At 57.5% G+C, this 25,712-nt stretch carries 25 protein-coding genes and 1 pseudogene; 16 read left to right on the top strand and 10 right to left on the bottom strand.

Features of this window, described 5'->3' with window-relative positions; genetic code table 11:
• The first annotated feature begins 21 nt into the window (after positions 1-21).
• The 4 genes and pseudogenes from plsC (at position 22) to HMPREF3140_RS26120 (ending at position 5,147) form a co-directional block, all read left to right on the top strand.
• Positions 22-759: a 1-acylglycerol-3-phosphate O-acyltransferase gene (gene plsC / locus HMPREF3140_RS26105; RefSeq protein WP_002916826.1), complete on the top strand. Its 738-nt coding sequence runs from the start codon at positions 22-24 to the stop codon at positions 757-759.
• A gap of 83 nt (positions 760-842) precedes the next feature.
• Positions 843-2,255, top strand: coding sequence for a cell division protein FtsP (gene ftsP, locus HMPREF3140_RS26110; protein WP_004213774.1), 1,413 nt, complete (start codon positions 843-845; stop codon positions 2,253-2,255).
• A gap of 33 nt (positions 2,256-2,288) precedes the next feature.
• Positions 2,289-4,620 (top strand): annotated as a pseudogene (locus tag HMPREF3140_RS26115) (YgiQ family radical SAM protein).
• A complete protein-coding gene (locus HMPREF3140_RS26120; protein WP_020802399.1) occupies positions 4,620-5,147 on the top strand; it encodes a GNAT family N-acetyltransferase in 528 nt (175 codons plus the stop codon). Before HMPREF3140_RS26115 ends, HMPREF3140_RS26120 begins: the two are co-directional and overlap by 1 nt.
• Before the next feature lie 35 nt (positions 5,148-5,182).
• On the opposite strand, the gene dkgA is transcribed toward HMPREF3140_RS26120, so the two are convergent.
• Positions 5,183-6,010 carry a 2,5-didehydrogluconate reductase DkgA gene (gene dkgA / locus HMPREF3140_RS26125; protein ID WP_002916796.1) on the bottom strand — a complete coding sequence of 276 codons (828 nt, stop codon included), beginning with the start codon at positions 6,008-6,010 and terminating at the stop codon, positions 5,183-5,185.
• Positions 6,011-6,155: 145 nt separating this feature from the next.
• Positions 6,156-7,319, bottom strand: a complete 1,164-nt coding sequence (gene yqhD / locus HMPREF3140_RS26130) for an alcohol dehydrogenase (protein WP_004144551.1) — start codon at positions 7,317-7,319, stop codon at positions 6,156-6,158.
• Positions 7,320-7,515: 196 nt separating this feature from the next.
• Here yqhD and HMPREF3140_RS26135 point away from each other — a divergent pair, with 196 nt between their 5' ends.
• Positions 7,516-8,415 carry an AraC family transcriptional regulator gene (locus HMPREF3140_RS26135; protein ID WP_004144552.1) on the top strand — a complete coding sequence of 300 codons (900 nt, stop codon included), beginning with the start codon at positions 7,516-7,518 and terminating at the stop codon, positions 8,413-8,415.
• Positions 8,416-8,464: 49 nt separating this feature from the next.
• On the opposite strand, the gene yghB is transcribed toward HMPREF3140_RS26135, so the two are convergent.
• Together yghB and metC are read right to left on the bottom strand one after the other, a co-directional pair.
• Complete coding sequence (gene yghB, locus HMPREF3140_RS26140; protein WP_002916791.1) at positions 8,465-9,124, bottom strand: DedA family general envelope maintenance protein YghB; 660 nt, start codon at positions 9,122-9,124, stop codon at positions 8,465-8,467.
• Between the two features lie 131 nt (positions 9,125-9,255).
• The gene (gene metC / locus HMPREF3140_RS26145; RefSeq protein ID WP_004149836.1) at positions 9,256-10,443 is read right to left on the bottom strand and encodes a cystathionine beta-lyase; all 1,188 of its coding nucleotides are present in this window, start codon (positions 10,441-10,443) and stop codon (positions 9,256-9,258) included.
• Between the two features lie 250 nt (positions 10,444-10,693).
• Here metC and exbB point away from each other — a divergent pair, with 250 nt between their 5' ends.
• The 7 genes from exbB to HMPREF3140_RS26185 all read left to right on the top strand — a co-directional run bounded on the left by exbB (position 10,694) and on the right by HMPREF3140_RS26185 (position 16,993).
• On the top strand, positions 10,694-11,425 hold the full coding sequence (gene exbB / locus HMPREF3140_RS26155) for a tol-pal system-associated acyl-CoA thioesterase (protein WP_004174395.1): 732 nt from the start codon (positions 10,694-10,696) through the stop codon (positions 11,423-11,425).
• Between the two features lie 6 nt (positions 11,426-11,431).
• Positions 11,432-11,857 (top strand): TonB system transport protein ExbD, encoded by a 426-nt coding sequence (gene exbD / locus HMPREF3140_RS26160; RefSeq protein WP_002916785.1) that lies wholly within the window; start codon positions 11,432-11,434, stop codon positions 11,855-11,857.
• Between the two features lie 204 nt (positions 11,858-12,061).
• A complete protein-coding gene (locus tag HMPREF3140_RS26165; RefSeq protein WP_002916782.1) occupies positions 12,062-13,480 on the top strand; it encodes a glycoside-pentoside-hexuronide (GPH):cation symporter in 1,419 nt (472 codons plus the stop codon).
• Between the two features lie 13 nt (positions 13,481-13,493).
• The gene (locus HMPREF3140_RS26170) at positions 13,494-15,017 is read left to right on the top strand and encodes a glycoside hydrolase family 43 protein (RefSeq protein ID WP_032412422.1); all 1,524 of its coding nucleotides are present in this window, start codon (positions 13,494-13,496) and stop codon (positions 15,015-15,017) included.
• A 106-nt stretch (positions 15,018-15,123) separates the two neighbouring features.
• Positions 15,124-15,618 (top strand): TIGR00645 family protein, encoded by a 495-nt coding sequence (locus HMPREF3140_RS26175; RefSeq protein WP_004105804.1) that lies wholly within the window; start codon positions 15,124-15,126, stop codon positions 15,616-15,618.
• A gap of 121 nt (positions 15,619-15,739) precedes the next feature.
• Complete coding sequence (yghX, locus tag HMPREF3140_RS26180; RefSeq protein WP_032412420.1) at positions 15,740-16,627, top strand: YghX family hydrolase; 888 nt, start codon at positions 15,740-15,742, stop codon at positions 16,625-16,627.
• Positions 16,628-16,705: 78 nt separating this feature from the next.
• Complete coding sequence (locus HMPREF3140_RS26185; RefSeq protein ID WP_002916743.1) at positions 16,706-16,993, top strand: DUF2623 domain-containing protein; 288 nt, start codon at positions 16,706-16,708, stop codon at positions 16,991-16,993.
• Between the two features lie 72 nt (positions 16,994-17,065).
• Here HMPREF3140_RS26185 and yghU read toward each other — a convergent pair whose 3' ends face one another.
• Positions 17,066-17,932, bottom strand: a complete 867-nt coding sequence (gene yghU / locus HMPREF3140_RS26190) for a glutathione-dependent disulfide-bond oxidoreductase (protein WP_002916742.1) — start codon at positions 17,930-17,932, stop codon at positions 17,066-17,068.
• A 47-nt stretch (positions 17,933-17,979) separates the two neighbouring features.
• Positions 17,980-18,540, bottom strand: a complete 561-nt coding sequence (locus HMPREF3140_RS26195; protein ID WP_004150918.1) for a DsbA family protein — start codon at positions 18,538-18,540, stop codon at positions 17,980-17,982.
• Positions 18,541-18,560: 20 nt separating this feature from the next.
• Between HMPREF3140_RS26195 and HMPREF3140_RS29040 the strand changes: the two genes are divergently transcribed.
• The 3 genes from HMPREF3140_RS29040 (at position 18,561) to HMPREF3140_RS26210 (ending at position 21,952) form a co-directional block, all read left to right on the top strand.
• A complete protein-coding gene (locus tag HMPREF3140_RS29040; RefSeq protein WP_004217169.1) occupies positions 18,561-18,683 on the top strand; it encodes a hypothetical protein in 123 nt (40 codons plus the stop codon).
• A 76-nt stretch (positions 18,684-18,759) separates the two neighbouring features.
• On the top strand, positions 18,760-20,625 hold the full coding sequence (gss, locus tag HMPREF3140_RS26205) for a bifunctional glutathionylspermidine amidase/synthase (protein WP_002916740.1): 1,866 nt from the start codon (positions 18,760-18,762) through the stop codon (positions 20,623-20,625).
• A 145-nt stretch (positions 20,626-20,770) separates the two neighbouring features.
• A complete protein-coding gene (locus tag HMPREF3140_RS26210; RefSeq protein ID WP_004149825.1) occupies positions 20,771-21,952 on the top strand; it encodes an aminotransferase-like domain-containing protein in 1,182 nt (393 codons plus the stop codon).
• Positions 21,953-22,128: 176 nt separating this feature from the next.
• Here HMPREF3140_RS26210 and HMPREF3140_RS26215 read toward each other — a convergent pair whose 3' ends face one another.
• From HMPREF3140_RS26215 to HMPREF3140_RS26225, 3 genes are all read right to left on the bottom strand, one after another.
• Positions 22,129-22,317 carry a hypothetical protein gene (locus HMPREF3140_RS26215; protein ID WP_002916738.1) on the bottom strand — a complete coding sequence of 63 codons (189 nt, stop codon included), beginning with the start codon at positions 22,315-22,317 and terminating at the stop codon, positions 22,129-22,131.
• Between the two features lie 199 nt (positions 22,318-22,516).
• Positions 22,517-22,861: a hypothetical protein gene (locus tag HMPREF3140_RS26220; protein WP_004185642.1), complete on the bottom strand. Its 345-nt coding sequence runs from the start codon at positions 22,859-22,861 to the stop codon at positions 22,517-22,519.
• 86 nt (positions 22,862-22,947) lie between these two features.
• Positions 22,948-23,550 (bottom strand): short chain dehydrogenase, encoded by a 603-nt coding sequence (locus tag HMPREF3140_RS26225; protein WP_002916735.1) that lies wholly within the window; start codon positions 23,548-23,550, stop codon positions 22,948-22,950.
• 97 nt (positions 23,551-23,647) lie between these two features.
• On the opposite strand from HMPREF3140_RS26225, the gene HMPREF3140_RS26230 reads away from it, so the two are divergent.
• On the top strand, positions 23,648-24,559 hold the full coding sequence (locus HMPREF3140_RS26230) for a LysR family transcriptional regulator (RefSeq protein ID WP_032412418.1): 912 nt from the start codon (positions 23,648-23,650) through the stop codon (positions 24,557-24,559).
• On the opposite strand, the gene HMPREF3140_RS26235 is transcribed toward HMPREF3140_RS26230, so the two are convergent.
• Positions 24,560-25,708 carry a trans-sulfuration enzyme family protein gene (locus tag HMPREF3140_RS26235; RefSeq protein WP_020316731.1) on the bottom strand — a complete coding sequence of 383 codons (1,149 nt, stop codon included), beginning with the start codon at positions 25,706-25,708 and terminating at the stop codon, positions 24,560-24,562.
• Positions 25,709-25,712 lie beyond the last annotated feature (4 nt).

Below are 25,712 nucleotides of genomic sequence, written 5' to 3' on the forward strand. Positions count from 1 at the left end.
GTTTGGGTTTTAGAGGTAGCTATGCTATTCATTTTTCGAGTAATTTTCGTGGTCATTTATTGCATCGTAGTGTGCGTACTTGGCTGTCTGTACTGCTTGTTCAGCCCACGTAATCCAAAACACGTTGCCACTTTCGGCCATCTGTTTGGCCGTTTATCTCCGGTATTTGGCCTCAAGGTAGAGCTACGCAAACCCGCCGACGCGGAAAGCTATGGCAACGCGATCTACATCGCTAACCACCAGAACAACTATGATATGGTGACGGCGTCGAATATCGTGCAGGCTCCGACGGTCACTGTAGGTAAAAAGAGCCTGCTGTGGATCCCGTTCTTTGGCCAACTGTACTGGCTGACGGGCAATTTGCTGATTGACCGTAATAACCGAACCAAAGCGCACGGCACTATTGCCGAAGTCGTCAACGCTTTTAAAAAGCGTAAAATTTCGTTCTGGATGTTCCCGGAAGGGACCCGTAGCCGCGGCCGCGGCCTGCTGCCGTTTAAAACCGGGGCTTTTCACGCGGCTATTGCCGCTGGGGTGCCGATTATTCCGGTGTGTGTCTCGAATACATCGAATAAAATAAAGCTCAATCGCTGGAACAACGGTCTGGTGATTGTGGAAATGCTGCCGCCGGTAGATACCACTCAGTTTGGTAAAGACAACGTGCGCGCGCTGGCGACGCATTGCCGCGAGCTGATGGCCGCCAAAATCGCTGATCTGGACAACGAAGTGGCCGAGCGCGAAGCGGCTGGAAAGCAATAAGACAGGAAACGCCGCCAACGCGCGCGTATTGCTGGCGGGAAACGAATTCCCTTTTTCATTTGTCAGTATGTCATGGAGTTAATATGTCACTCAGTCGGCGTCAGTTTATTAAGGCTTCCGGCGTAGCGCTGTGCGCTGGCGCCGCGCCGCTGAAGGTCCATGCCGCCGGCCAGCAGCCTGCGCTGCCGGTTCCGCCGCTGCTGGAATCTCGTCGCGGCCAGCCGCTGTTTCTGACGCTGCAGCGTTCCCACTGGTCGTTTACCCCCGGCACCCGCGCCCCCGTCTGGGGGATCAATGGCCGCTATATGGGGCCGACGATCCGCGTCTGGAACGGAGACGACGTCAAGCTTATCTACAGCAACCGCCTGACGGAGAACGTGGCGATGACCATCCGCGGTCTGCAGGTGCCTGGCCCGCTGATTGGCGGCGCGGCGCGCATGATGTCGCCGAACGCCGACTGGGCGCCGGTGCTGCCTATCCGCCAGAGCGCGGCGACGCTGTGGTATCAGGCCAACACGCCGAACCGGATGGCGAAACAGGTTTACAACGGTCTGGCGGGCATGTGGCTGGTGGAAGACGAGGTCAGCAAGAACCTGCCGATCCCTAACCACTATGGCGTCGATGACTTCCCGGTGATTATTCAGGATAAACGGCTGGATAACTTCGGCACGCCAGAATATAGCGAACCGGGCAGCGGCGGCTTTGTGGGCGACACGCTGCTGGTTAACGGCGTGCAGAGCCCGTATGTTGAAGTGTCGCGCGGCTGGGTGCGCCTGCGCCTGCTGAACGCTTCCAACTCCCGGCGCTATCAGCTGCAGATGAGCGATGGCCGACTGCTGCATGTGATTTCCGGCGATCAGGGATTCCTGCCGGCGCCGGTTTCGCTCAAGCAGCTATCGCTGGCCCCGGGGGAGCGGCGTGAAATTCTGGTCGATATGACTAACGGCGATGAAGTGTCCATTACCTGCGGCGAAGCGGCGAGCATCGTCGACCGTATCCGCGGTTTTTTTGAACCGTCAAGCATCCTGGTCTCCACGCTGGTGCTGACGCTGCGTCCGACCGGGCTGCTGCCGCTGGTGACCGACAGTCTGCCGGTGCGCCTGCTGCCGACCGAGCTGCTCTCCGGTACGCCGATCCGCAGCCGGGATATCACCCTTGGCGACGATCCGGGCATCAACGGCCAGCTGTGGGATCCGCAGCGTATCGATATCACGGCGCAGCAGGGGACCTGGGAGCGCTGGACGGTGCGCGCCGACCGCCCGCAGTCGTTCCATATTGAAGGGGTGATGTTCCAGATCCGTAATGTCAACGGCTCGTCTCCTTTCCCGGAAGATCGCGGCTGGAAGGACACCGTGTGGGTCGACGGGCAGGTTGAGCTGCTGGTCTATTACGCTCAACCGTCGTGGCCGCACTTCCCGTTCCAGTATCTGAGCCAGACGCTGGAGCTTGCCGATCGCGGCTCGATCGGCCAGATGCTGGTGAATCCCGCGCCGTAATCTCTTTGACCCTGGCCGGCGCACGGTCAGGGTTTGAGAAAATCCTCCTTCATTTCCACTATCATTCCGGCTTATAATCCACGCCCTTTTGGTTATTTTTTTATCATTTTCCCCGGAAGCAATATGAGCGCAATATCCCTGATCCAACCGGATCGTGACCTTTTTTCCTGGCCGCAATACTGGGCTGCCTGTTTTGGCCCTGCGCCCTTTTTACCGATGTCGCGTGAAGAGATGGATCAACTTGGCTGGGATAGCTGCGACATTATTCTGGTCACCGGCGACGCCTATGTCGACCACCCGAGCTTCGGGATGGCTATCTGCGGCCGCATGCTGGAAGCGCAGGGTTTCCGGGTTGGGATCATCTCCCAGCCGGACTGGAACAGCAAAGACGACTTTATGCGTCTGGGCAAACCGAACCTGTTCTTCGGCGTGACCGCCGGCAACATGGACTCAATGATCAACCGTTACACCGCCGACCGTAAACTACGTCATGACGATGCCTATACGGCGGGTAACGTGGCGGGCAAACGTCCGGACCGCGCTACCCTCGTCTACACCCAGCGCTGTAAAGAGGCGTGGAAAGATGTGCCGGTGATCCTCGGCGGCATCGAAGCCAGCCTGCGTCGTACCGCCCACTATGATTACTGGTCCGACACCGTGCGCCGCTCGGTGCTGGTGGACTCCAAGGCCGATATGCTGATGTTCGGCAACGGCGAGCGTCCGCTGGTGGAAGTGGCTCATCGCCTGGCGATGGGCGAAACCATCGACCAGATCCGCGATGTGCGCAATACCGCCATCATGGTGAAAGAGGCGCTGCCCGGCTGGAGCGGCGTGGACTCCACCCGTCTGGATACGCCCGGTAAAATTGACCCCATCCCGCATCCGTACGGTGAAGATCTGCCGTGCGCCGATAACAAACCGGTCGCGCCGAAAAAACAGGAAGCGAAAAGCATTACTGTGCAACCGCCGCGGCCCAAACCGTGGGAAAAAACCTATGTGCTGCTGCCTTCCTTCGAGAAGGTGAAAGGCGATAAGGTCCTGTACGCTCACGCCTCGCGCATTTTGCACCACGAAACCAACCCCGGCTGCGCCCGGGCGCTGATGCAAAAGCACGGCGAGCGCTACATCTGGATCAATCCGCCGGCAATCCCGCTCTCCACCGAAGAGATGGACAGCGTCTTCGCGCTGCCGTACAAGCGGGTGCCGCATCCTTCCTATGGCGATGCGCGTATTCCGGCGTATGAGATGATCCGCTTCTCAATCAACATTATGCGCGGCTGCTTCGGCGGCTGTTCGTTCTGCTCGATCACCGAGCACGAAGGACGCATAATCCAGAGCCGTTCTGAGGATTCGATCATTAATGAGATCGAAGCCATTCGCGACACCGTGCCCGGCTTTACCGGGGTGATCTCCGATCTCGGCGGGCCAACGGCCAACATGTATATGCTGCGCTGTAAATCGCCGCGCGCTGAGCAGACCTGCCGCCGTCTCTCCTGCGTCTATCCGGATATTTGCCCGCACATGGATACCAACCATGAGCCGACGATCAATCTTTATCGCCGCGCTCGCGAGCTGAAGGGCATCAAAAAGATCCTTATCGCCTCCGGGGTACGCTATGACATCGCGGTCGAAGATCCGCGCTATATCAAAGAGCTGGCGACCCACCACGTCGGCGGCTATCTGAAGATCGCCCCGGAGCATACCGAAGAGGGACCGCTGTCGAAGATGATGAAGCCGGGAATGGGCAGCTACGACCGCTTTAAAGAGCTGTTCGACACCTATTCGAAGCAGGCGGGTAAAGAGCAGTATCTGATCCCGTACTTTATCTCCGCTCATCCGGGGACCCGTGATGAAGATATGGTGAACCTGGCGCTGTGGCTGAAGAAGCATCGCTTCCGTCTCGACCAGGTGCAGAACTTCTATCCGTCGCCGCTGGCGAACTCGACCACCATGTATTACACCGGCAAGAACCCGCTGGGTAAAATTGGTTATAAGAGCGAAGAGGTGGTGGTGCCGAAGGGCGATAAACAGCGCCGTCTGCACAAAGCGCTGCTCCGCTACCACGATCCGGCAAACTGGCCGCTGATCCGTCAGGCGCTGGAGGCGATGGGCAAGAAGCACCTGATTGGCTCCCGCCGCGACTGCCTGGTGCCAGCGCCAACCCTGGACGAAATGCGTGAAGCGCGTCGCCAGAACCGCCATACTCGTCCGGCGCTGACCAAGCACACGCCGATCGCCCATCAACGCCAGACGCCTGCCGCTGCGGGCGCGAAAAAACGCGTTAAGCCGAAGGCCGTATCACGCTAAGCGGCTGGCCCGGCGGGATCGCTCGCCGGGAACATCTGTGAAAAAAGGAGAGAGGTGATGACGCCGGTCATCCTGTCGCGACAACAACTGGACCAGCTCTGGGAGATAGACCGCAGCGAAATTATCGATACGCTCTACCGTCTCGATAACGGTCAGCTGCGGGCTTATCGGGAATATTATGACGTGCGTGGCTGGGACCCTCACGATCGTCAGGTTTATACTCCGATTCACGAGGCCTGTTACGATCGCGGCGGTATTTTTTTCGCCTTTTTTGACGATGAGCAGATGATTGCCGCAGCGGCGCTGGATACGCTGCCTCGCGGCATGAATGGCGAGCTGCGCCAGCTATTATTCTTTTATGTCGGGGCGGGAACACGCGGCCAGGGCTGGGGGCGGCGACTGTTTCAGTATGCCCTGCACCAGCTGCCAGAAATGGGGGCGTCCGGCCTCTATATCTCGTCGATCCCCAACAAAAACACCGTCGATTTTTATCTGGCTCAGGGATGTCGCTTAGCGGATAAGCCCGACCCGGCGCTGTTTGCGCTGGAGCCAGAGGATATTCATCTGGTCTGCCATCGCCTTTAACGCCGAGGCGCTAAAGGCGATGGCAAGAGAGTGCATTATCCGCCGAACTGATCCGGGTCAGGACCGAGACGTTTACCCTGGTCCAGCTTCGCGATCGCTCCCAGCTCATCTTTGTCGAGACGGAAGTCCCAGACGTCAAAGTTTTCCGCGATACGCGACGGCGTGACGGATTTCGGGATCACCACCAGACCGCTATCAAGATGCCAGCGGATGACGATTTGCGCCGGCGTTTTGCCGTACTTATCGGCGAGCTGGTGGATGACTTTTTGATCGAAGACGCCTTCGCCGCCCTGGGCCAGCGGGCTCCAGGATTCGGTCTGGATCTTGTGGGTGGCGTTCCACGCGTGCAGCTGACGCTGCTGCATAAGTGGATGGAGTTCTATCTGATTGATCACCGGGGCGACGCCGGTTTCATCAATCAGCTTCTGCAGATGCGGTACCTGGAAATTACACACGCCAATGCTTTTGGTCAGCCCCTGCTGCTGCAGCTCGATCAACGCCTGCCAGGCCTCGACGTAATGGCCGATAGCCGGTACCGGCCAGTGGATTAAATAGAGATCCACATAGTCCAGCTTCAGTTTGCTGAGGCTCTCTTTCAGCGCCTCGTGCGGCCGTTTTTGATCGTCGTTCCACAGCTTGGTGGTGATGAAGAGCTCATCGCGGTTGACGCCAGCGCTGTGCAGCGCATTGCCGACGCCGGTCTCATTTTGGTACGCGGCGGCGGTGTCAAAAGAGCGATAACCGACTTCCAGCGCCTTATGAATGGCGGAGACGACTTCCTCGTTGCCAGCTTTCCACACGCCGAGACCCAGCTGCGGCATCAGGTTGCCGTCGTGCAGTTTTATAACGGTTGGATGTGTCATGCCTTCCTCCTGTTAATGAACTCGGCGAAGCAGGATCCGCCGAGGGGTAGCATTAAGTCTGGACGAAATAGCTAAAAACGGTAGTAAAAACACCTCTCCCCGGCGTTTGTTTAACGTAAGGAGAGGTGAATCAGGCGGGGAGCGCTTAGCGTGCAGCCTCGTAAATACGGCGGCTGACGTCCAGGGTGATATCCTGATGTTCGCCAAGTTTAGTCATGCCGTGCTCTTCCAGTTTCGCCAGCAGCGCCGGGATGGAGCTACCGTCGAGACCGTAATCGGAAAGGCGGGTCGGCACGCCCATCTGCTCGAAGAACTGACGCGTTGCGGCGATGGCGGCATCGATACGTTGGTCGTCAGAGCCTTCGGTAATATTCCACACGCGCTCGGCATACTGCAGCAGCTTCTCGCGCTTGGCATCGCGTTTCTCATTCCACAGCGCCGGCAGCACGATAGCCAGCGTCTGGGCGTGATCCAGGCCGTGCATCGCCGTCAGCTCGTGGCCGAGCATATGCGTCGCCCAGTCCTGTGGCACGCCTGCGCCGATCAGGCCGTTCAGCGCCTGCGTCGCCGCCCACATAATATTGGCGCGCACGTTATAGTTCTCCGGTTCCTGCAGGGCTTTCGGGCCATCCTCGATCAGGGTCAAGAGAATGCCTTCGGCGAAGCGGTCCTGGATTTTGCCGTCAACCGGGTAGGTCACGTACTGCTCGACGGTATGGACGAAGGCGTCAACCACGCCGTTCGCGACCTGGCGCGGTGGCAGGGTATAGGTATAAACCGGATCGAGGATCGCGAACTGCGGCTGGACGTGCGAAGACATAAACGCGCGTTTGTCGCCGGTGGTTTTCCGCGATATGACCGCGCCTTTGTTGGATTCAGAACCGGTCGCCGGCAGAGTCAGTACCGAGCCCATTGGAATGGCGCTGGCAATTTTGCTGCCATAGGTTTCCAGAATTTCCCACGGATCGATATCCGCGTCGTAGTGGGCTGCTGCAGCGATAAACTTGGTGCCATCCAGCACCGAACCGCCGCCGACCGCCAGCAGGAAGGTCACTTTCTCTTCCCGGGCGAGTTTCACCGCATTCATCAGGGTTTCGTAAGACGGGTTCGGCTCGATGCCGCCAAATTCAAGGACATCCAGGCCATTCAGAGCGGTGAGGACCTGATCCAGGACGCCTGTTTTTTTGACGCTGCCGCCGCCGTAGGTGATCAGTACGCGGGCTTCCGCCGGGATCTGTTCACGCAGCTTTTCAATCGCGCCTTTGCCAAACAGAATGCGGGTTGGGGTATGCAGGTCGAAATTATTCATTGCTTAAGTCCTCCAAAGAGTAAAACCGTCGACAGGGACGATACCGCTGCCCGATGAAGGTTATTGTGGTCCTGGCGCCGTTGACCCTCAATGCACATTCCTGCCGATGTCTTGCCTATTTCTCCATATGGCTGGAGAATTTGTAGCGGCCTGCGCACAATGTACAGGTGAAGAAACATCGGGAGAGACGGTGGCAATGCAACACGCAGAGATATGTCGGACATTAACGGAGAAGATTAACCTGCTGAAAGATAAGCACGAAATGTTAAGTTCGTTGCTGCCTGACGTCCGTTTGCTGTACGGAACGCAACCGGGGCCCCGGACGCCGGTGATGTATCAGCCGGGGATCGTTTTTCTCTTTTCGGGCCATAAAATTGGTTATATCAATGAACGGACTTTTCGCTACGATACAAACGAATATTTACTGTTGACCGTGCCGCTACCTTTCGAGTGCGAAACCTTTGCCACCCCGGAGGTGCCCCTCGCCGGGATGCGCCTGAACGTCGATATCCTGCAACTGCAAGAGCTGCTGATGGATATTGGCGAAGATCCGCTGTTTCAGCCCGCGGTCGCCTCCAGCGGGATAAACTCCGCGGTACTCTCGGAGGATATTCTGTGCGCTGCCGAACGGCTGCTTGACGTGATGGAGCGGCCGCTGGACGCACGGATCCTTGGCAAGCAAATCGTCCGCGAAATTCTGTATTATGTGCTGACGGGGCCCTGCGGCGGCGCGCTGTTGGCGCTGGTCAGCCGGCAGACCCACTTCAGCCTGATAAGTCGCGTGCTCAAGCATATCGAAAGCCAGTACACCGAAAACCTCAGCGTCGATCGGCTGGCGGCGGAAGCGAATATGAGTGTGTCAGCGTTTCACCATAATTTTAAAGCGGTGACCAGCACTTCTCCTTTGCAGTATCTGAAAAACTACCGTTTGCACAAAGCACGAATGCTGATGATCCATGACGGCATGAAGGCCAGCGCGGCGGCGATGCGCGTGGGATATGAAAGCCCTTCGCAGTTCAGCCGCGAGTTTAAGCGCTACTTCGGTTTGACGCCGGGAGAAGACGCCGCGCGTATTCGCACGATGCAGGGGATGTAATACCGGGAAAGGGCGGCCGGGCGGGCGCAGGCCCCCCGGCAGGTAAGCGTCAGGCGCTGCAATATTTCTTTTTAATGACCACGAACAGCGTGCCGAGCAGGCCAGCCAGCAGCAGGGCAATCGGCAGGATCATCAGACAGGTCATCACCTGATCTTCATGGCGCTTCACAAACGGGATCATGCTCAGCGCATAGCCAAGACCCGTCACCACACAGACCCACAGCAGGGCGCTCAGCCAGTTGAAGAACTGGAAGCGGCGGTTCGGCAGGCCAGAAATCCCGGCCATGGTTGGCAGCAGGGTGCGGACAAACGCCAGAAAACGGCCCGCGAGCAGCGCCAGCAGGCCGTGGCGGTCAAACATGCAGGTGGCGCGCTGATGGTACTTATGCGGCAGATGCGCCAGCCAGCCTTTCACCGTTTGCGTATTGCCCAGCCAGCGCCCTTGCACATAGCTCAGCCAGCAGCCGAGGCTGGCGGCGGCGGTCAGAATGGCGATAGTGGGCACAAAGTCCATGACGCCTTTAGCAATCAGCGCGCCGGCGAGCAGCAGCAGGCTGTCTCCCGGTAAAAAGGAGGCGGGCAGCAGCCCGTTTTCCAGAAACAGGGTCGCGAACATAACCAGATATACAACGCCCACAACGTGAGGGTTCGCCAATGCGGCAAAATCATGTTGCCACAGCGCGGCGACAATCTCTTGAATGACAACCATGGACTTTCCTAAGTGGTACCGTATTGTTGACTAGTGTACTCCTGAAGAGGCCCGAGCACCTTGATCCCGGGCGCAACAAAAGCGGCCGCTTTGCTAAAAAGCGTCCGCTATTGTTGCCACTGACTGTCACTTTACACGATACGCGCGAAGCCCGCTGCTAAATCCGCCTGCAGATCGTCAACATTTTCGAGACCAATGTGCAGGCGGATCAGCGTGCCGCTGAAGTCGACTTCAGCATCCGGTCGAATGTGGGCGATTTGCTCCGGCTGGTTGGCGAGAATCAGCGACTCAAAGCCGCCCCACGAATAGGCCATACTGAACAGGCTGAAATTGTCGAGATACTCCGCCAGTTCGGCATCATTGAGGCGCTTGCTGAGCACAAACGAGAATAGCCCGCTGCTGCCGGTGAAATCACGTTTCCAGAACTCATGACCTTTACTGCCGGGCAGGGCGGGGTGGTTTACCCGCGCCACCTGCGGGTGCTGCGCCAGCCACTCGGCGATGCGCAGGCTGCTTTCATGATGCTGACGCAGGCGCACGCCCAGGGTGCGCAGGCCGCGGCTGGTCATATAGGCAGTATCGGCGTCCAGCATTTGCCCCATCAGGTAGGCATTTTCACGCAGCTGCGGCCAGCAGCGCGCGTTCGCCACCGCGGTGCCCACCATGGCGTCGGAATGGCCGATCAGGTATTTGGTGCCTGCCTGAATGGAAATATCAATGCCAAAATCCAGGGCTTTAAACAGGATCCCCGCCGCCCAGGTGTTATCGATCATGATAATCGCTTCCGGGGCGACCTGACGCACGGCGGCGACTATCGCCGGCACATCGTGCACTTCCATGGTGATCGAGCCGGGCGATTCGAGGAACACCACGCGGGTCTCAGGGCGAACCAGACGGGCGATATCGGCGCCGATTAAGGGATCGAACCAGCTGGTGGTGACGCCGAGTTTGGCGAGAATTTTGGTACAAAAGTCCTGGCTTGGCTCATAGGCGGTATTGGTCATCAGCACATGGTCGCCTTGCTCGACAAACGCCAGGATAGTGTTAGCCACCGCCGCGGCGCCGCAGGGGAAGAGGGCGCAGCCGGCGCCGCCTTCCAGCTCGCACATCGCTTCCTGCAGCGAGAAATGGGTCAGGGTGCCGCGACGACCGTAGAACAGCTCGCCGTTGGCCCGATTGCGGGTGGCGTGCTTTTTGGCCTCGACGGTGTCGAAAACCAGCGATGACGCGCGCTGGATAACGCTGTTCACTGAGCCCTGGGTGTACTTTTTGCTCCGCCCGGCGTTGACCAGCGCGGTATCAAGATGTTTATCAGCCATGTTGACGAACCTGTTTTTATACGTCTGGACGTCTAAACTAACATGAATCTGCTTTTCTGTACCAGCGCACCGCCGATACAGGCGAAAATTTTACCAGGCCCGCGGTTAGCCGCTTTTTTACTGCGTAAGCGCAAGGAAAATAAACGTGATTTGCTGCACAGTGTAAATACTAATGAGAACCACTATCAATTCGATGTCGTTTTGATATTATTGTGGGCAGATTTTGTGATTATCGTCGTGGAGATAGAGCGTGGGTAATAATTTGATGCAGGCGGATCTCTCCGTTTGGGGTATGTATCATCATGCCGATATTGTCGTTAAGGTGGTGATGATTGGCCTGATTCTGGCGTCGGTCGTCACATGGGCCATCTTCTTCGGTAAAGGGGCGGAAATCCTTGCCAGCAAGCGTCGCCTCAAACGTGAACAGCAGCAGCTGGCGGAAGCCCGCTCTCTCGATCAGGCCAGCGATATCGCCAGCGCCTTTGAGGCGAAAAGCCTCACCACCCAGCTTATCAATGAAGCGCAGAACGAACTCGAACTCTCTGCCGGTGCCGAAGACAATGAAGGCATCAAGGAACGAACCGGTTTTCGCCTTGAGCGCCGCGTTGCGGCGGTTGGTCGCCATATGGGGCGCGGTAACGGCTATCTGGCGACCATCGGCGCCATTTCCCCGTTTGTGGGCCTGTTTGGTACCGTCTGGGGCATCATGAACAGCTTTATCGGCATCGCCCAGACCCAGACCACCAATCTTGCGGTGGTAGCGCCGGGCATCGCAGAAGCGCTGCTGGCGACGGCCATCGGCCTGTTCGCCGCCATCCCGGCGGTGGTCATCTATAACATCTTCGCCCGCATGATCGGCAGCTACAAGGCCTCGCTCGGCGACGTCGCCGCTCAGGTACTCCTGCTGCAAAGCCGCGATCTGGACCTCAGCGCCAGCGGCGTGAAGCCGGTGCGCAGCGCGCAGAAATTACGGGTAGGTTGATCGGCTATGGCGATGCGTCTTAATGAAAACCTGGACGATAACGGCGAAATGCATGAGATCAACGTGACGCCGTTTATCGACGTCATGCTGGTTCTGCTGATTATCTTTATGGTGGCCGCGCCGCTGGCGACGGTCGACGTGAAGGTCAATCTGCCGGCCTCCTCCAGCCAGCCGCAACCGCGACCGGAAAAACCCATCTACCTGTCGGTGAAGGCGGATAAGAGCATGTTCCTCGGCAACGACCCGGTTACCGAAGCGAATATGATTAACGCCCTGGATAGCCTGACCGCCGGCAAAAAAGATACCACCGTCTTCTTCCGCGCGGATAAAACCGTCGATTACGAGACGATGATGAAAGTGATGGATACCCTGCATCAGGCGGGCTATCTCAAGATCGGGCTGGTGGGCGAAGAGACCGTCAAAGCGAAGTAACCTCCCCCTTTCCACTTTTCTCCTCAGGCTGGCCTTGCGCCAGCTTTTTAATAGGTGGCGCAATAACTTGTAAGACCAATCTTATAGATGTGTGACAACTTTCTCAGTTAACAGAAAACATAAACCCGATGCGAAAAATGACAATAGGATAGTTTTTATCCTGCCTCTACAGTGAATACCACTTCATCTGAGAGGGATTATATTGTGAATCACGATAATAAACTGTCATTTGCGGAGAAGCTGGGATATGGCATGGGGGATGCAGCCTGCGGTATCGTTTACTCTTCGGTAACCATGTTTCTGACATGGTTTTATACGGATATTTACGGGCTTTCTGCTGCCGCAGTCGGAGTGATGTTCCTGGTGACGCGGGTTCTGGATGCGATTACCGATCCGCTAACCGGCATTGTTGCAGACCGTGTAAAGACCCGCTGGGGCCATTTTCGCCCGTGGCTTATCTGGTTTGCCGTACCTTATGCCGTGCTGGCGGTAATGACCTTCACGACTCCGGAATTTGGCGCATCGGGTAAACTGGTTTATGCCTACCTGACCTACACCTTACTCATGCTGTGTTACACCTTTATCAATATTCCCTACTGCGCATTGGGCGGAGTCATTACGCGTGATGAGAAGGATCGCCTTTCAGCCCAGTCATATCGTTTTACGATCTCATCTCTGGCCGGTCTGATGGTTTCTGTCGCAACCCTGTTCCTGGTGGATTTTTTCGGTAAAGAAAATAAGCAGTTTGGTTTTCAGGCGACAATGGGAATCATGGGCGCGATCGCTATTGTAATGCTGGCTTTTTGCTTCTTCTCTACCAAAGAACGCGTGGCTCCAGCTGTTGAACAGCAGGGGAGCATACGCGAAGACCTCCGTCAGCTGCTGGCGAATGACCAGTGGCGTATTGTGGCGATAATTACTTTTTTCTCCAGTATGGCCGGGGTTATGCGCAGCGCCGCCACGCTCTATTATGCAACCTACCTGATGTTAGGCGGTGTGGAGTCAGCGGCGGGAACGGCCATGAAATCAGCTTTTGTTTCCACCAGCGTCGTTGGCACGATTATCGGCAGCATCGCCGCCGGATGGCTGGCCAAGCGCTATCGCGCGGTATCGCTGTTTAAAAATATCAACCTCCTGCTGGTCCTGGTTGGCGTCGTAATGTTCTTTGTGCCGCCGACCTGGCTGCCGGTGGTGTTCCCTTTATACTTCCTGGTCGGCTTCTTCCATCAGATGTACCAGCCGTTTAAATGGAACATGATGGCCAACGCTGCCGATTATGGCGAATGGAAGTTTGGCCGTCGCATCACGGGATTATCCTATTCCGGTAATCTGTTTGCTTTGAAAATGGGCATGGCGGTTGCTGGCGCCGCCGTAGGTTTTTCACTTGGGCTATTTGGCTATCAGGCGGGCGTAACGGCGCAGACTCCGCTGGCGACAATGGGAATTGTGGGGCTGTTAACCCTCGGTCCATCACTATCTTACCTGCTCCTGTGGTGGCTGGCGCGTTTCTATAAGCTGGATGACAAAATGATGCAGACAATTCAGCGCGAGCTGTCCATGCGTCAGCAGCAGGGGCATTCAGAGACGCATTTGCCGCTAAACGCCGTTCCGGAAAAGGCCTGAGGAGATGCGAAATATGACCCCTTCTGAATACCAGAATCCTATCTTATGCGCCGATTATTCCGACCCGGATATCGTGCGCGTAGGCGATGATTTCTTTATGGTCTCTTCCAGTTTTAACCATGTGCCCGCTTTACCGATCCTGCATTCAACGGACTTGGTTAATTGGACTATCATCAACCACGTTATGGATGAACTGCCGCTACCTGGTTATGACCGGTATCAGCCGGGTAAGGGCGTATGGGCGCCGTCGATTCGCTGGCACGATGGCAAGCTGTGGGTCTGCTTCAGCACGCCAGATGAAGGTATTTTTATCTGCCATACCGAGGATCCGTGGGGGGAATGGAGCGCTCCGCACTGCCTGCGCGAGGCCAGAGGTTGGATAGATCCCTGCCCGTTCTGGGACGACAATGGTCAGGCCTGGTTGGTACATGCCTTCGCCCATAGCCGCAGCGGCATCAAGCATAAACTGCAGTTGTTTGCGATGGCGCCGGACGCCAGCGAATTGCTGGGCGAAGGGCAGATTATATATGACGGCTGCTGCGATTTACCTACCCTTGAGGGGCCAAAGGTTTATCAACGCGCCGGTTGGTACTACATCTTTGCTCCTGCGGGCGGGGTTGAAAATGGCTGGCAGACGGTACTGCGCGCGCGCCAGATGACGGGGCCCTGGGAAGCCAAAAACGTGCTTTTCCAGGGAAACACCTCGATAAATGGACCACATCAGGGCGGCTGGGTGGAGGGTGAGGAGGGCGAATGCTGGTTTGTTCATTTCCAGGACTTACACCTCTATGGCCGCGTGGTTCACCTCCAGCCGATGTCCTGGGGTAACGATGGCTGGCCGCGTATCGGTGAGCAGATTGGCAACTGCGGCGTCGGACAGCCGGTTTTACGTTGGCAGCGTCCTAAAGGGTTAACGCCTTCACCGGCATTGGCGCCGCAAACCAGCGACTATTTTGCGCAAGGCCAACCGGGAATACAGTGGCAGTGGCAGGCTAACCCCAGCCCTGAGTGGCTGCTGCCAGCGAAAGGCGAACTTCGATTACGCTGCGTCCCATTATCCGAAGTCGATGGACAGAGAGCGTTATACTGGGCGCCGCAGTTGTTGCTGCAGAAATTCCCGGCGCTAACTTTTAGCGCGAAAACAAGCGTAACGTTATATGCCGCTCAGGACGGTGATGCCGGAGGCCTGATCGTATACGGCGAACGCTACGCCGCTTTGCTGGTGGAGTTTGGGCAAGGGGGTTACCGGCTCGTGTGGCGACACGGTTGGATGAGCGATGCGGGCGTGGTGCGCGAAACTCGTCAGGTTCTTGCTGAGCTTAAGTGCGGCAAGTGTCAGCTGCAGGTGGCCGTAGGCGAAAGCGGCCTGTGTCAATTTTCCTGGCGAGCCGAGGAGGAGTGGCGGAAGGTTCCTCTTTGTTTTGCTGCCGGGAAGGGAAAATGGGTCGGCGCGAAATTTGGCCTGCTGGCTGCTTCAATGGTTGGCCTACAAAGCGAGGGCTACTCCGCTTTGCAGGACTTTGAGGTCATACTTTAAAGAAACCGTTTCTGGCCGCCTGCAGATGACGCGGGCGGCTGATGTTGCATAAGCGTTACCCTGTTGCGATATAATGGCGGCCGTTTATGTTAACTGACAGGATCTTATGGAACGCTTTCTGGAAAATGCTATGTACGCCTCGCGCTGGCTGCTGGCGCCGGTTTATTTTGGCCTCTCGCTCGGTCTGATTGCGCTGACCATCAAATTTTTTCAGGAGATCTTCCACATACTGCCGCATATTTTTAGCGTCAGCGAGTCGGATATGATTCTGACCCTGCTGTCGCTGGTGGATATGACCCTGGTGGGCGGTTTACTGGTGATGGTGATGTTCTCCGGGTATGAAAATTTTGTCTCGCAGCTGGATATTAACGAGGGTAAAGAAAAACTCAGCTGGCTGGGCAAAATGGACGCGACTTCGCTGAAAAATAAGGTTGCCGCCTCCATCGTGGCGATCTCCTCTATTCACCTGCTGCGGGTGTTTATGGATGCGAAAAACGTCCCGGACAATAAGCTGATGTGGTACGTGATTATCCACCTGACCTTCGTGCTTTCGGCCTTTGTGATGGGCTACCTTGATCGTCTGACCAAAGTGAAACACTGATCCCTTCTCTCCCGGCGGTGTTAGCCGCTGGGCTGTTTCTCCCCGTTTCATGCTTTTCTGGGCTGGCGTATGTCCGGGCTTCTGCTTTGCTTAAAGAGCGCTTAACAACGGAGGCAGGGTGATGACGCGATTAACGGCCAAAGATTTCCCGCAGCAGTTGCTCGAATATTATGACTACTATGCCCACGGCAAAATCAGTAAACGCGAGTTTCTCCAGCTGGCGGGGAAATATACTGTCGGCGGGATGACCGCGCTGGCGCTGTTTAATCTGCTGAAGCCCGACTATGCCCTGGCAGAGCAGGTACCGTTCACCGACCCGGATATCCGCCCGGAGTATATTCATTATCCCTCTCCTGACGGTCACGGCGAAGTGCGGGCTTACCTGGTGACGCCGACAAAAATAGCCGACAAAGCGCCCGCTGTGGTGGTGGTGCATGAGAACCGCGGCCTGAACCCCTATATTGAAGATGTAGCCCGGCGGGTAGCGAAAGCGGGGTACATCGCGCTGGCGCCGGATGGCCTGAGCGCCGTCGGCGGCTATCCGGGGAATGATGATGAAGGCCGCGCCCTACAGCAGAAAGTCGATCCCGTGAAGCTGATGAATGATTTTTTTGCGGCGGTCGCGTTTATGGCGAACTATCCACAGGCGACGGGGAAGGTCGGTATCACCGGTTTTTGCTACGGCGGCGGCGTCAGCAACGCGGCGACGGTGGCGATCCCCGAGCTGGCCTGCGCGGTGCCGTTTTACGGTCGCCAGCCGCCGCTGAAGGAGGTTGAAAAAATTAAAGCACCGCTGCTGCTGCACTATGCCGGCCTCGATAGCGGCATTAATGAAGGCTGGCCTGCCTATGAACAGGCGTTGAAGGAACACCATAAAGTCTACGAGGCCTATTTCTATCAGGGCGTGAATCACGGCTTTCATAATGATTCCACGCCGCGCTACGATCGGGCTGCGGCTGATCTGGCCTGGCAACGCACGCTGGCATGGTTTGAGAAGTATTTACGCTAGCGCAACCGTCATAAATAGCGCTACCGCTCGCTCAAAAAAACGCTATATAATTTATTATATAACGATTGGGAGGGCGCGATGGAAAATCATTTTGGCAAAGGCTTAATGGCGGGGCTACAGGCATCCTATGCTGACACCGCCGCGCATGCGGCGAATTTTTGCGCCGACTATAAACGCGGGTTTGTGCTCGGCTACTCGCACCGCATGTTTGAAAAAACCGGCGACCGCCAGCTCAGCGCCTGGGAAGCGGGGATCCTCACCCGTCGCTATGGCCTGGACAGGGATATGGTGATGGATTTCTTCAAAGAAGGTGGGTCGGGTATGGCGATGCGCTATTTTCTGGCGGGCTATCGGCTGGAAAGCTAAACAGGACGGCTTCGCAGGCGGAACCGTCCTGTAGTGGGAACCCTTTCCCGTCAACGGGAAAGGGTGAAGACCTTACGCCTGGCGCTTATCTTCCGTTTGGGTGTCAAAGTCGCGGGCGTCATGGCGCTCATGCAGCTGCTCATTGAGCGGGCCGTTGGTGCGGTTGACGATGCGTCCGCGCTTGACGGCCGGGCGGTTGCCGACATCCTGCGCCCAGCGCAGCACGTTTTTATAGCTCCCGGCGTCGAGGAACTCCGCCGCGTTATAGACATTGCCCAGCACTACGTTGCCATACCACGGCCAGACAGCCATATCGGCGATGGTGTACTCCTCGCCGGCCACATAGCGACCGCGGGCGAGCTGTTTGTCCAGCACGTCGAGCTGGCGTTTGGCTTCCATCGTAAAGCGGTCGATCGCGTACTCGATCTTCACTGGCGCATAGTTATAGAAGTGGCCGAAGCCGCCGCCGAGGAACGGTGCCGCGCCCTGCAGCCAGAACAGCCAATTGAGGGTTTCGGTGCGACCGGCAGGATCTTTCGGCAGGAAGAAACCAAATTTTTCCGCTAAATACAGGAGAATGTTGCCGGACTCAAATACCCGGGTCGGCGGCGTGGTGGAATGGTCGCTGAGGGCCGGGATCTTCGAGTTCGGGTTGATCTCGACAAAGCCGCTGGAAAACTGATCCCCTTCGCCAATGCGTATCAGCCAGGCGTCGTACTCCGCGCCGCTGACGCCCAGCGCCAGCAGCTCCTCCAGCATGATCGTCACCTTCTGGCCGTTGGGTGTGCCGAGTGAGTATAGCTGGAGCGGATGGGTTCCTACCGGCAGGACGCGTTCATGAGTCGCGCCGGAAACGGGACGGTTGATGTTGGCGAACGCGCCGCCGCTGTTTTGCTTCCATTCCCACACTTTTGGTGGCTGGTAGTTTTGCTCTGACATGCTGGTTTGCCTTTTTCGTGGATGTACAAAAAGTGTAGCAGGTGACCTCAGGCCATAATCCGCGCGGCCCACACGCTGACATCATCGCCGCTGCCCAGATCCGGCTGCACCAGGCCGTTGACCATAAAGGTCGGCGAGACATGGATGCCGTTCTGACGGGCGTATTTACTGTGCCACTTGATCACGTCCTGCAGCTCCGGGCGGGCAAAGGCGGCCCCCAGCAGCACGTGACTGTAGCGTTCAATGCGCTCAATGATTTGCTGCGGCGTGGCGTTCATATTCGGCCCGCTGCAGTGATCGGTAAACTCAAACTCTTCCCGATGGTCGGCCACGGCCTGCATCACCTTATGCGCCTGCTCTCTGCCGTGCGGCAGGGTGGACGCGGCGAGGATGCAGCGGACGATAACCCCGGAGAACAGATGCCACGGCTGCGACTGCAGGCGTATCTTGATGGTCACGTTATCGGCGCCGACCTCATCGAGCAGATCGTCGAGTTTATTAAACGCGCGGACAGAGTAGGGGCAGGTGGGCTCAAGGAACACCTCAAACGTCCGCGGGCCGTGTCCCCAGACCAGCGGTTGGGCATTCAGATGCGAGGGTGTGCTCATTGTCGACTCCTGATGTTGCGTTGTTTTTTTGTTATATCACCGATAACGATATCACTTTTGTTTCCGGCTGCAGGGTTATTTTCCTTAACGGCACGATTAGCGAAACGAATGAGTGGTATCATCGTTACACCTCTGTCTGGTAAGTGCCTGCGGCAGGATAAGAAGAGGGAGTTTTGTTTCGCCAACTGCCCGGGCTGCATTAATTTGAGGTCAGGCTAAATGAGCAAAGGATCGACAAGCAGTGACGCCCCGTTTGGGACATTGTTAGGCTATGCACCCGGTGGCGTAGCGATTTATTCATCGAATTACAGTAGCTTAAATCCGCAGGACTACCCGGATGACGCGACGTTTCGCAGCTACATCGGTAATGAGTATATGGGGCATAAATGGCAGTGCGTGGAGTTTGCGCGCCGCTTTCTGTTCCTGACCTATGGCTTTGTCTTCACCGATGTGGGGATGGCTTATGAAATCTTCTCCCTGCGTTTCCTGCGCGAAGTGGTCAATGACAATATTCTGCCACTGCAGGCCTTCGCCAACGGCTCCCGCCGTCCGCCTATCGCTGGTTCGCTGCTGATCTGGCAGAAGGGGGGCGAGTTTAAGCACACCGGCCATGTGGCGGTGATCACCCAGCTTGTCGGCAATAAGGTGCGTATCGCCGAGCAGAACGTGATTCACTCGCCGCTGCCGCAGGGCCAGCAGTGGACCCGCGAGCTGACCCTCGAGGTCAACGACGGCCGGTACACCATCAAAGATACCTTTGCCGATACCGAAATTTTAGGCTGGATGATCCAGACCGCCGATACCGAACACAGCCTGCCGCAGCCGGTGCTGCCGGGCGAGGCGATGGCCATCAAAGGCGCGCGGCTGCCAAACAACGGCCAGTTTCGCGGTAAATGGCTGAACGAGAAAGACCCGCTGCAGAAAGCCTACGTGGCAGCCAACGGTCATTTCATCAACCAGGATCCCTATCAGTATTTCACCATCAGCGAAAGTGCCGAACAGGAGCTGATCAAAGCCACCAACGAGCTGCACCTGATGTATCTGCATGCCACCGATAAGGTGATGAAGGATGACAACCTGCTGGCGCTGTTCGATATTCCGAAAATTCTCTGGCCTCGTCTGCGCCTCTCGTGGCAGCGCCGCCGTCATCATATGATCACCGGGCGCATGGATTTTTGCATGGACGAGCGCGGGCTGAAGGTGTACGAGTACAATGCCGATTCCGCTTCCTGCCATACCGAAGGCGGGCTGATCCTCGAACAGTGGCTGAAGCAGGGCTACTACGGCACCGGCCACAATCCGGCGGAAGGTCTGCTCGATGAGCTGGCGGGGGCGTGGAAACACAGCCGGGCGCGGCCCTTCGTCCACATCATGCAGGACAAGGATCTGGAAGAGAACTACCACGCGCAGTTTATTCAGCGTTCGCTGACCCAGGCCGGTTTTGAGAGCAAAATTCTCTTTGGCCTTGATGAGCTGCGCTGGGACGCTGCCGGTCAGCTGATCGACGCCGACGGGCGGCTGGTCAACTGCGTCTGGAAAACCTGGGCATGGGAAACCGCCATTGAGCAGGTGCGCGAAGTCAGCGCCGAGGAGTACGCGGCGGTACCGATTCGTACCGGACATCCGCAGAATGAGGTGCGGCTGATTGACGTCCTGCTGCGTCCTGAAGTATTGGTATTCGAACCCCTGTGGACGGTGATCCCCGGCAACAAAGCCATTCTGCCGGTGCTGTGGTCGCTGTTCCCGCATCATCGCTATCTGCTGGATACCGATTTTGAGGTTAACGACGAGCTGGCGAAAACCGGCTATGCGGTGAAGCCTATTTCCGGGCGCTGCGGCAACAATATCGACCTGATCGGCCCTCAGGATGAACTTCTGGATAAGACCAGCGGCCAGTTTGTCGATCGCAAGAATATCTACCAGCAGCTGTGGTGCCTGCCGAAAGTGGACGGTAAGTACATTCAGGTGTGCACATTTACCGTCGGCGGTAACTACGGCGGTACCTGCCTGCGCGGCGATTCGTCGCTGGTGGTGAAAAAAGAGAGCGATATCGAGCCGTTAATCGTTTTGAAAGACAAAGCATGACGTACGAAACCCGGGTAGCGGCATACCCCTGTCCGGGTGACAACGTACTGAAAAGGATAGCCCCGGCATGGTAAGCGCCGCCGGGGAGCACCTGCAACAAAGCCAAGATAATTAACACAACAACAAGACAGAAAAGGAAAATAGTATGCACGATCGGCGTCTCGCCGCCCGCGCGGGTGAACTCAAGCCCTCCGCCGTCCGCGAACTTCTCAAGCACAGTAAACTGCCCGGCGTGATTTCGCTTGGCGGCGGCATTCCGGCCCCGGAACTGTTTGATACCGAAGGCCTGGAGCTGGCGGTGCAGAAGGTGATGAGCGAGCGTTTTAATGACGCATTCCAGTACGGTCTGACGGAAGGCTACCCGCCGCTGCGCCAGGCGGTGAGTGAAATTTGCCACTCCCGTGGCGTCGCCTGTTCAGCCGCCCAGGTCTATATCACCTCCGGCTCCCAGCAATCGCTGGATATCGTTGCCCGTACGCTGCTCGATCCGGGCGATACTATCGTCGTTGAGCGTCCCACTTATCTGGCGGCGCTGCAGGTATTTCAGCTGGCGCAGGCCAATATTCTCAGCGTTGACACCGACGATGACGGGATGCTGGTGGAGCAGCTGGCCGACCTGCTGGAGACCACCCGCGTCAAAGCTGTTTACCTGGTGCCGACGTTCGGCAATCCCGGCGGCAAAACGCTGAGCGAGGCGCGTCGTCGCCGGCTGGTTGAGCTGGCGAAAAAATATGATTTCGTCATTCTGGAAGACGATCCCTACGGCGAAATTAGCTTTACAGACGCCGTTAGACGCCCGCTCTATCAGCATGCTGTCGAGCTGGGCTGTGAAGATCAGGTGGTTTACACGTCGACTTTTTCGAAAATCCTCGCGCCAGGGATGCGTATCGGCTGGATCGTCATGCCGGACTGGCTGGCGCAGCAGACGGTGATTGTGAAGCAGGCGGCGGATCTCCATACCAATATGCTGTCGCAGGTGATCACTGCGGAATACCTCAGTCTGAACCGGCTGGATAACCAGATTGCGTTGATTCGCGAAGACTACCGCAAGAAGTGCGTGGCGCTGGCCGATGCGCTGGAAAGCCGCCTTGGCGAGCACCTGGAATTCAGCCGCCCGCAGGGGGGGATGTTCCTGTGGGCGCGTTTCCGCTATCCGTTCGATACCATGGAATGGATGAAGAAAACGCTGGAAAACGGCGTGGTGTACGTCCCGGGTGAAGCGTTCTATCACGATAAGCCGGATACCCGTACCCTGCGTCTTTCTTACTCCACGGTGTCAGAAGCCGGATTGCTGACGGCCGTTGAGCGGCTGGCGGCCTCCCTGTAACGTCTCTGCTGTGCGCCGCTTTTCGGCGGCGCGCAGCCCTGCGTGACGTTAACGTCCAGCGCAGGGTCAATCCGTTTCGGCGATCCGGTCATCGAGCCAGACCAGCATCAGCGCTGCGAGAAAAGCCAGCGCAAAGGTTCCAATAAACAACCACATAGACGTCCCTCGCGGGTTAATTATTTTGCTGATTCTACCGGAGAGCGATCGTTGCGGTCGGCGATGGAGATTTTAGTTCCGGCGGAATGGCTGGCGAGAGAGAAAAAGTCATCGGCATCAATATCGAAGTTAAGAATAATTTCCCTGTATTTTCCACCGTTAATTAACGCTTTGGCTTCTTTAACACTACTGGCAATAATGACAGGCATCAGTTTTATCTCATTTTGAAAACTGTGAAGCAAAATAAGAGTTAGTTCGTACCAGATCAACTACTTTTTATCGTATTCCGCCGCAGAAAAAACGTCGTACTGTGACGCGACGACGACCGGATATTTTGTGACAGCGATCCGGTCATCAACAGCACAATCTTATTCGACGCTGGCGATATGCTGCAATTTTGCCAACTCGTCAGGATGATTTCCCCTGTTGTTTTTCGCGCAATATCTCGCCGCAGCGCTGCTTGTCCTGACGCAGCGCCTGCTGTTCCTGCGGGCTGAGCTGGCGCCAGGTATCCAGCATCCGCTGCCCCAGCGCCGGAAGGTAATGGGTTTTATGCAGCGCGTAGTCAGAATTTCCCCCCTCGACGATATTCTGCATATCGTGGAGGAACTGGCGGCTGTCGTCATGATCGATTATGCAAAATACCGCCCGGTAGTAAGCTTCATCTTCCTCGGTGTAATGCGGCGTGAACCACCAGACCAGCAGCGCGATAAGCGCCAGTAGCGGGATAATTAAGGATAATTTTTTCAACATCAGTTTTTCGGCCGGAGACAATCAGCCGTCAGTGTACCTGCAACGACGGCCTGATGTAAGCGCCGGCCCCGGCGGGCCGGCACAGACTAGTAGCCGACCGGGTAGATGCGGCCGGTCTGAACGCCTTCAATGCTGCGGCGATAGGCCTGCGCCACGGCGGCGGCGGGAACGCTGGGGAAGCCCGGGAAAAAGTCGCCGTAGGCCGCCAGCGACTCGCTGAGCACGGTGGGGCTGATGAGATTGATGCGGATCCCGCGCGGCAGTTCGCAGGCGGCGGCGCGGACAAAGCCTTCCAGACCGGCGTTGACCGTCGTGGCATTGACCCCCTGAGCAATGGGTTCCTGCGCGACAATACCGCTGACCAGGGTAATCGACCCCCCGTCGCGCAGAAAATGCTGGCCGACCAGCGCCAGGCGAATTTGTCCCAGCAGCTTGTCCTGCAGTCCGAGGTTGAACTGGCTGTCGGTCATGGTGCTTAACGGCCCAAAGTGCAGATTGCCGGTGGTGGAGACGATGGCATCTACTTCACCCGTTTGGGCAAATAGCGCCTCGACGCTCTCCTGCGAGGTGATATCCACCTGATAATCTCCCCGGGTGCGGCCGACGCGGATAACGTCATGTCTCTGACTCAGTTCTTCGCTGACCGCGCGACCGATGGTGCCGCTGGCACCGATAACGATAATTTTCATGGCAGACTCCTGATGAGGTGAGAGGCTATTTTTTAATAAAAGTAATCTCGGATAAACTGGCTAAAAGTTAGAACATTACTAACCAGAGGTTAGCAATATGGACAAATTACGAGGGATGGAGACGTTTATTGCCGTGGTGGAGTGCGGCAGCTTTACCGGGGCGGCGTCGCGCCTGGGGCTGTCGGCGGTGATGGTTGGGAAATATATCGCCCAGTTGGAAAGCCAGCTGGCGACGCGTCTGCTGGAGCGTAACACCCGACGCCAGAGCCTCACCGACGCCGGGCGAGTCTATTTTGACGAAGCGAAACGGGTGATGGAGCAGGTCTCCATCGCCGAAAGCGCGGTCGAGCGGCTGCGGCTGGCGCCGGCCGGCACCCTGCGGGTGAGCGCTCCCACCTCGTTCGGCGCCAGCGTGATCGCGCCCCTGACCGCCACCTTCCTGCAGGCCTGGCCTGCGGTCCGGGTGGAACTGGATCTGACTAACCGGATGGTCGATCTGGTGGATGAGGGGTTCGATCTGGCGATCCGTATCGGCGAGATCCATCAGGAGGATCTGGTGGCTCGCTACCTGGCGCCGTATCGGATGGTGATCTGCGCCGCGCCGGCTTATCTGGCGCGTTACGGGACCCCCGGGACGCCAGAGGATCTCGCCGATCATCTCTGCCTGTCCCATACGGTCTGGACCGCCCGCAACGAGTGGCGGCTGCCGGGCGTAGAGGGAGAAGTGCGCTGGAAACGCGATGCGGTTTTGCGCAGCAACGATGGCTACGCGCTGCGCCAGGCGGCGATCGCCGGGGCCGGGCTGCTGATGCAGCCGGAGGTACTGCTGGCCGATGCGCTGGCCAGCGGCAGCCTGGTTCGGGTGCTGGAGGCGTGGACTCCGCAGCCGCGGCCTGTGCATCTGCTCTGGCGCCAGGATCGTCGGCCCCTGCCGAAGCTGACGCAGTTTATCGCCCACCTTCAGCAGGGAATGGCCGACGCGCTGACAACGACCCGCGCGTCGGAATAATCACTCCGCCCGCAGCGCCTGCTGCCAGTCGGCAATCAGATCGTTGGGATCTTCGATCCCCACCGACAGGCGGATCAGCTGCGGTGTGATACCGTTCGCCAGGCGTTTCTCCAGCGGGATCGAGGCATGGGTCATGCTGAAGGGCTGGCTCACCAGACTCTCCACGCCGCCCAGGCTCTCCGCAAGCGTAAACCAGCGCAGCTTGCTGATGATGCGCTCGGCGTAACCTTCATCGCCCTTCACCACCACCGAAATCATGCCGCCGGGCAGGGCCATTTGCTGGCGCGCCAGCTGATGATGCGGGTGTGAGGCCAGCCAGGGAAACCAGACTCGCTCCACTTCCGGCTGCTGTTCCAGCCATTCGGCGAGCTGCAGCGCGTTCGCGCTGTGGCGCTCCATCCGCAGCGCCAGGGTACGGATGCCGCGCAGCGTCAGGAAGCTGCTGAACGGGTCAAGCACGCCGCCTACCGCATTCTGCAGATAGCCAAGCTTTTCCGCGAGCCCGGAGTTATCGCCAACCACCGCCAGGCCGGCGACGACATCGGAATGGCCGTTGAGGTACTTGGTCGCGGAGTGCACCACAATATCAAACCCATGCTCCAGCGGGCGATGGATCGCCGGCGAAGCAAAGGTGTTATCGGCGACGCTGATCAGGTTATGGCGGCGCGCGATGGCGGCGATGGCGCTGAGATCCGCGAGCTTCAGCAGCGGGTTGGTGGGCGTTTCCACCCAGATCATGCGCGTATCGGGGCGGATCGCCGCTTCAATTCCCGCCAGGTCGTCGGGTTTCACCCAGCTCACCTGCAGACCAGCGCTACGGCGGCGAACGTTTTCCAGCAGGCGGTAAGTGCCGCCATACACATCATCGACCGCCACCAGATGACTGTCCTTATCCAGCAGCTCCAGCACGGTGGAGATGGCGGCCAGCCCGGAGGCGAACGCGTAGCCGCGCGTGCCGTTTTCCAGGTCGGCGATCGCCGTCTCCAGCGCGTGACGGGTGGGATTCCCGCTGCGGGAATATTCATAACCGGTATGCTGCCCCGGCGCTGGCTGAGCAAAAGTGGAGGTGGCATAAATCGGCGGCATCACTGCGCCATGGCTGTCGGTGAAGGTTCCGCTATGTACACTCAGGGTGTGGATAGATGACATAAAA

The organism is Klebsiella sp. HMSC16A12 (assembly GCF_001808265.1).
GTDB classification, from domain to species: domain Bacteria; phylum Pseudomonadota; class Gammaproteobacteria; order Enterobacterales; family Enterobacteriaceae; genus Klebsiella; species Klebsiella pneumoniae.

Excerpts from the sequence above, each read along its gene's own strand:
- plsC (WP_002916826.1), top strand. The coding sequence starts at position 22 with ATGCTATTCATTTTTCGAGTAATTTTCGTGGTCATTTATTGCATCGTA.
- ftsP (WP_004213774.1), top strand. The coding sequence starts at position 843 with ATGTCACTCAGTCGGCGTCAGTTTATTAAGGCTTCCGGCGTAGCGCTG.
- HMPREF3140_RS26120 (WP_020802399.1), top strand. The coding sequence starts at position 4,620 with ATGACGCCGGTCATCCTGTCGCGACAACAACTGGACCAGCTCTGGGAG.
- dkgA (WP_002916796.1), bottom strand. The coding sequence starts at position 6,010 with ATGACACATCCAACCGTTATAAAACTGCACGACGGCAACCTGATGCCG.
- yqhD (WP_004144551.1), bottom strand. The coding sequence starts at position 7,319 with ATGAATAATTTCGACCTGCATACCCCAACCCGCATTCTGTTTGGCAAA.
- HMPREF3140_RS26135 (WP_004144552.1), top strand. The coding sequence starts at position 7,516 with ATGCAACACGCAGAGATATGTCGGACATTAACGGAGAAGATTAACCTG.
- yghB (WP_002916791.1), bottom strand. The coding sequence starts at position 9,124 with ATGGTTGTCATTCAAGAGATTGTCGCCGCGCTGTGGCAACATGATTTT.
- metC (WP_004149836.1), bottom strand. The coding sequence starts at position 10,443 with ATGGCTGATAAACATCTTGATACCGCGCTGGTCAACGCCGGGCGGAGC.
- exbD (WP_002916785.1), top strand. The coding sequence starts at position 11,432 with ATGGCGATGCGTCTTAATGAAAACCTGGACGATAACGGCGAAATGCAT.
- HMPREF3140_RS26170 (WP_032412422.1), top strand. The coding sequence starts at position 13,494 with ATGACCCCTTCTGAATACCAGAATCCTATCTTATGCGCCGATTATTCC.
- HMPREF3140_RS26175 (WP_004105804.1), top strand. The coding sequence starts at position 15,124 with ATGGAACGCTTTCTGGAAAATGCTATGTACGCCTCGCGCTGGCTGCTG.
- yghX (WP_032412420.1), top strand. The coding sequence starts at position 15,740 with ATGACGCGATTAACGGCCAAAGATTTCCCGCAGCAGTTGCTCGAATAT.
- HMPREF3140_RS26185 (WP_002916743.1), top strand. The coding sequence starts at position 16,706 with ATGGAAAATCATTTTGGCAAAGGCTTAATGGCGGGGCTACAGGCATCC.
- yghU (WP_002916742.1), bottom strand. The coding sequence starts at position 17,932 with ATGTCAGAGCAAAACTACCAGCCACCAAAAGTGTGGGAATGGAAGCAA.
- HMPREF3140_RS26195 (WP_004150918.1), bottom strand. The coding sequence starts at position 18,540 with ATGAGCACACCCTCGCATCTGAATGCCCAACCGCTGGTCTGGGGACAC.
- gss (WP_002916740.1), top strand. The coding sequence starts at position 18,760 with ATGAGCAAAGGATCGACAAGCAGTGACGCCCCGTTTGGGACATTGTTA.
- HMPREF3140_RS26210 (WP_004149825.1), top strand. The coding sequence starts at position 20,771 with ATGCACGATCGGCGTCTCGCCGCCCGCGCGGGTGAACTCAAGCCCTCC.
- HMPREF3140_RS26215 (WP_002916738.1), bottom strand. The coding sequence starts at position 22,317 with ATGCCTGTCATTATTGCCAGTAGTGTTAAAGAAGCCAAAGCGTTAATT.
- HMPREF3140_RS26220 (WP_004185642.1), bottom strand. The coding sequence starts at position 22,861 with ATGTTGAAAAAATTATCCTTAATTATCCCGCTACTGGCGCTTATCGCG.
- HMPREF3140_RS26225 (WP_002916735.1), bottom strand. The coding sequence starts at position 23,550 with ATGAAAATTATCGTTATCGGTGCCAGCGGCACCATCGGTCGCGCGGTC.
- HMPREF3140_RS26230 (WP_032412418.1), top strand. The coding sequence starts at position 23,648 with ATGGACAAATTACGAGGGATGGAGACGTTTATTGCCGTGGTGGAGTGC.
- HMPREF3140_RS26235 (WP_020316731.1), bottom strand. The coding sequence starts at position 25,708 with ATGTCATCTATCCACACCCTGAGTGTACATAGCGGAACCTTCACCGAC.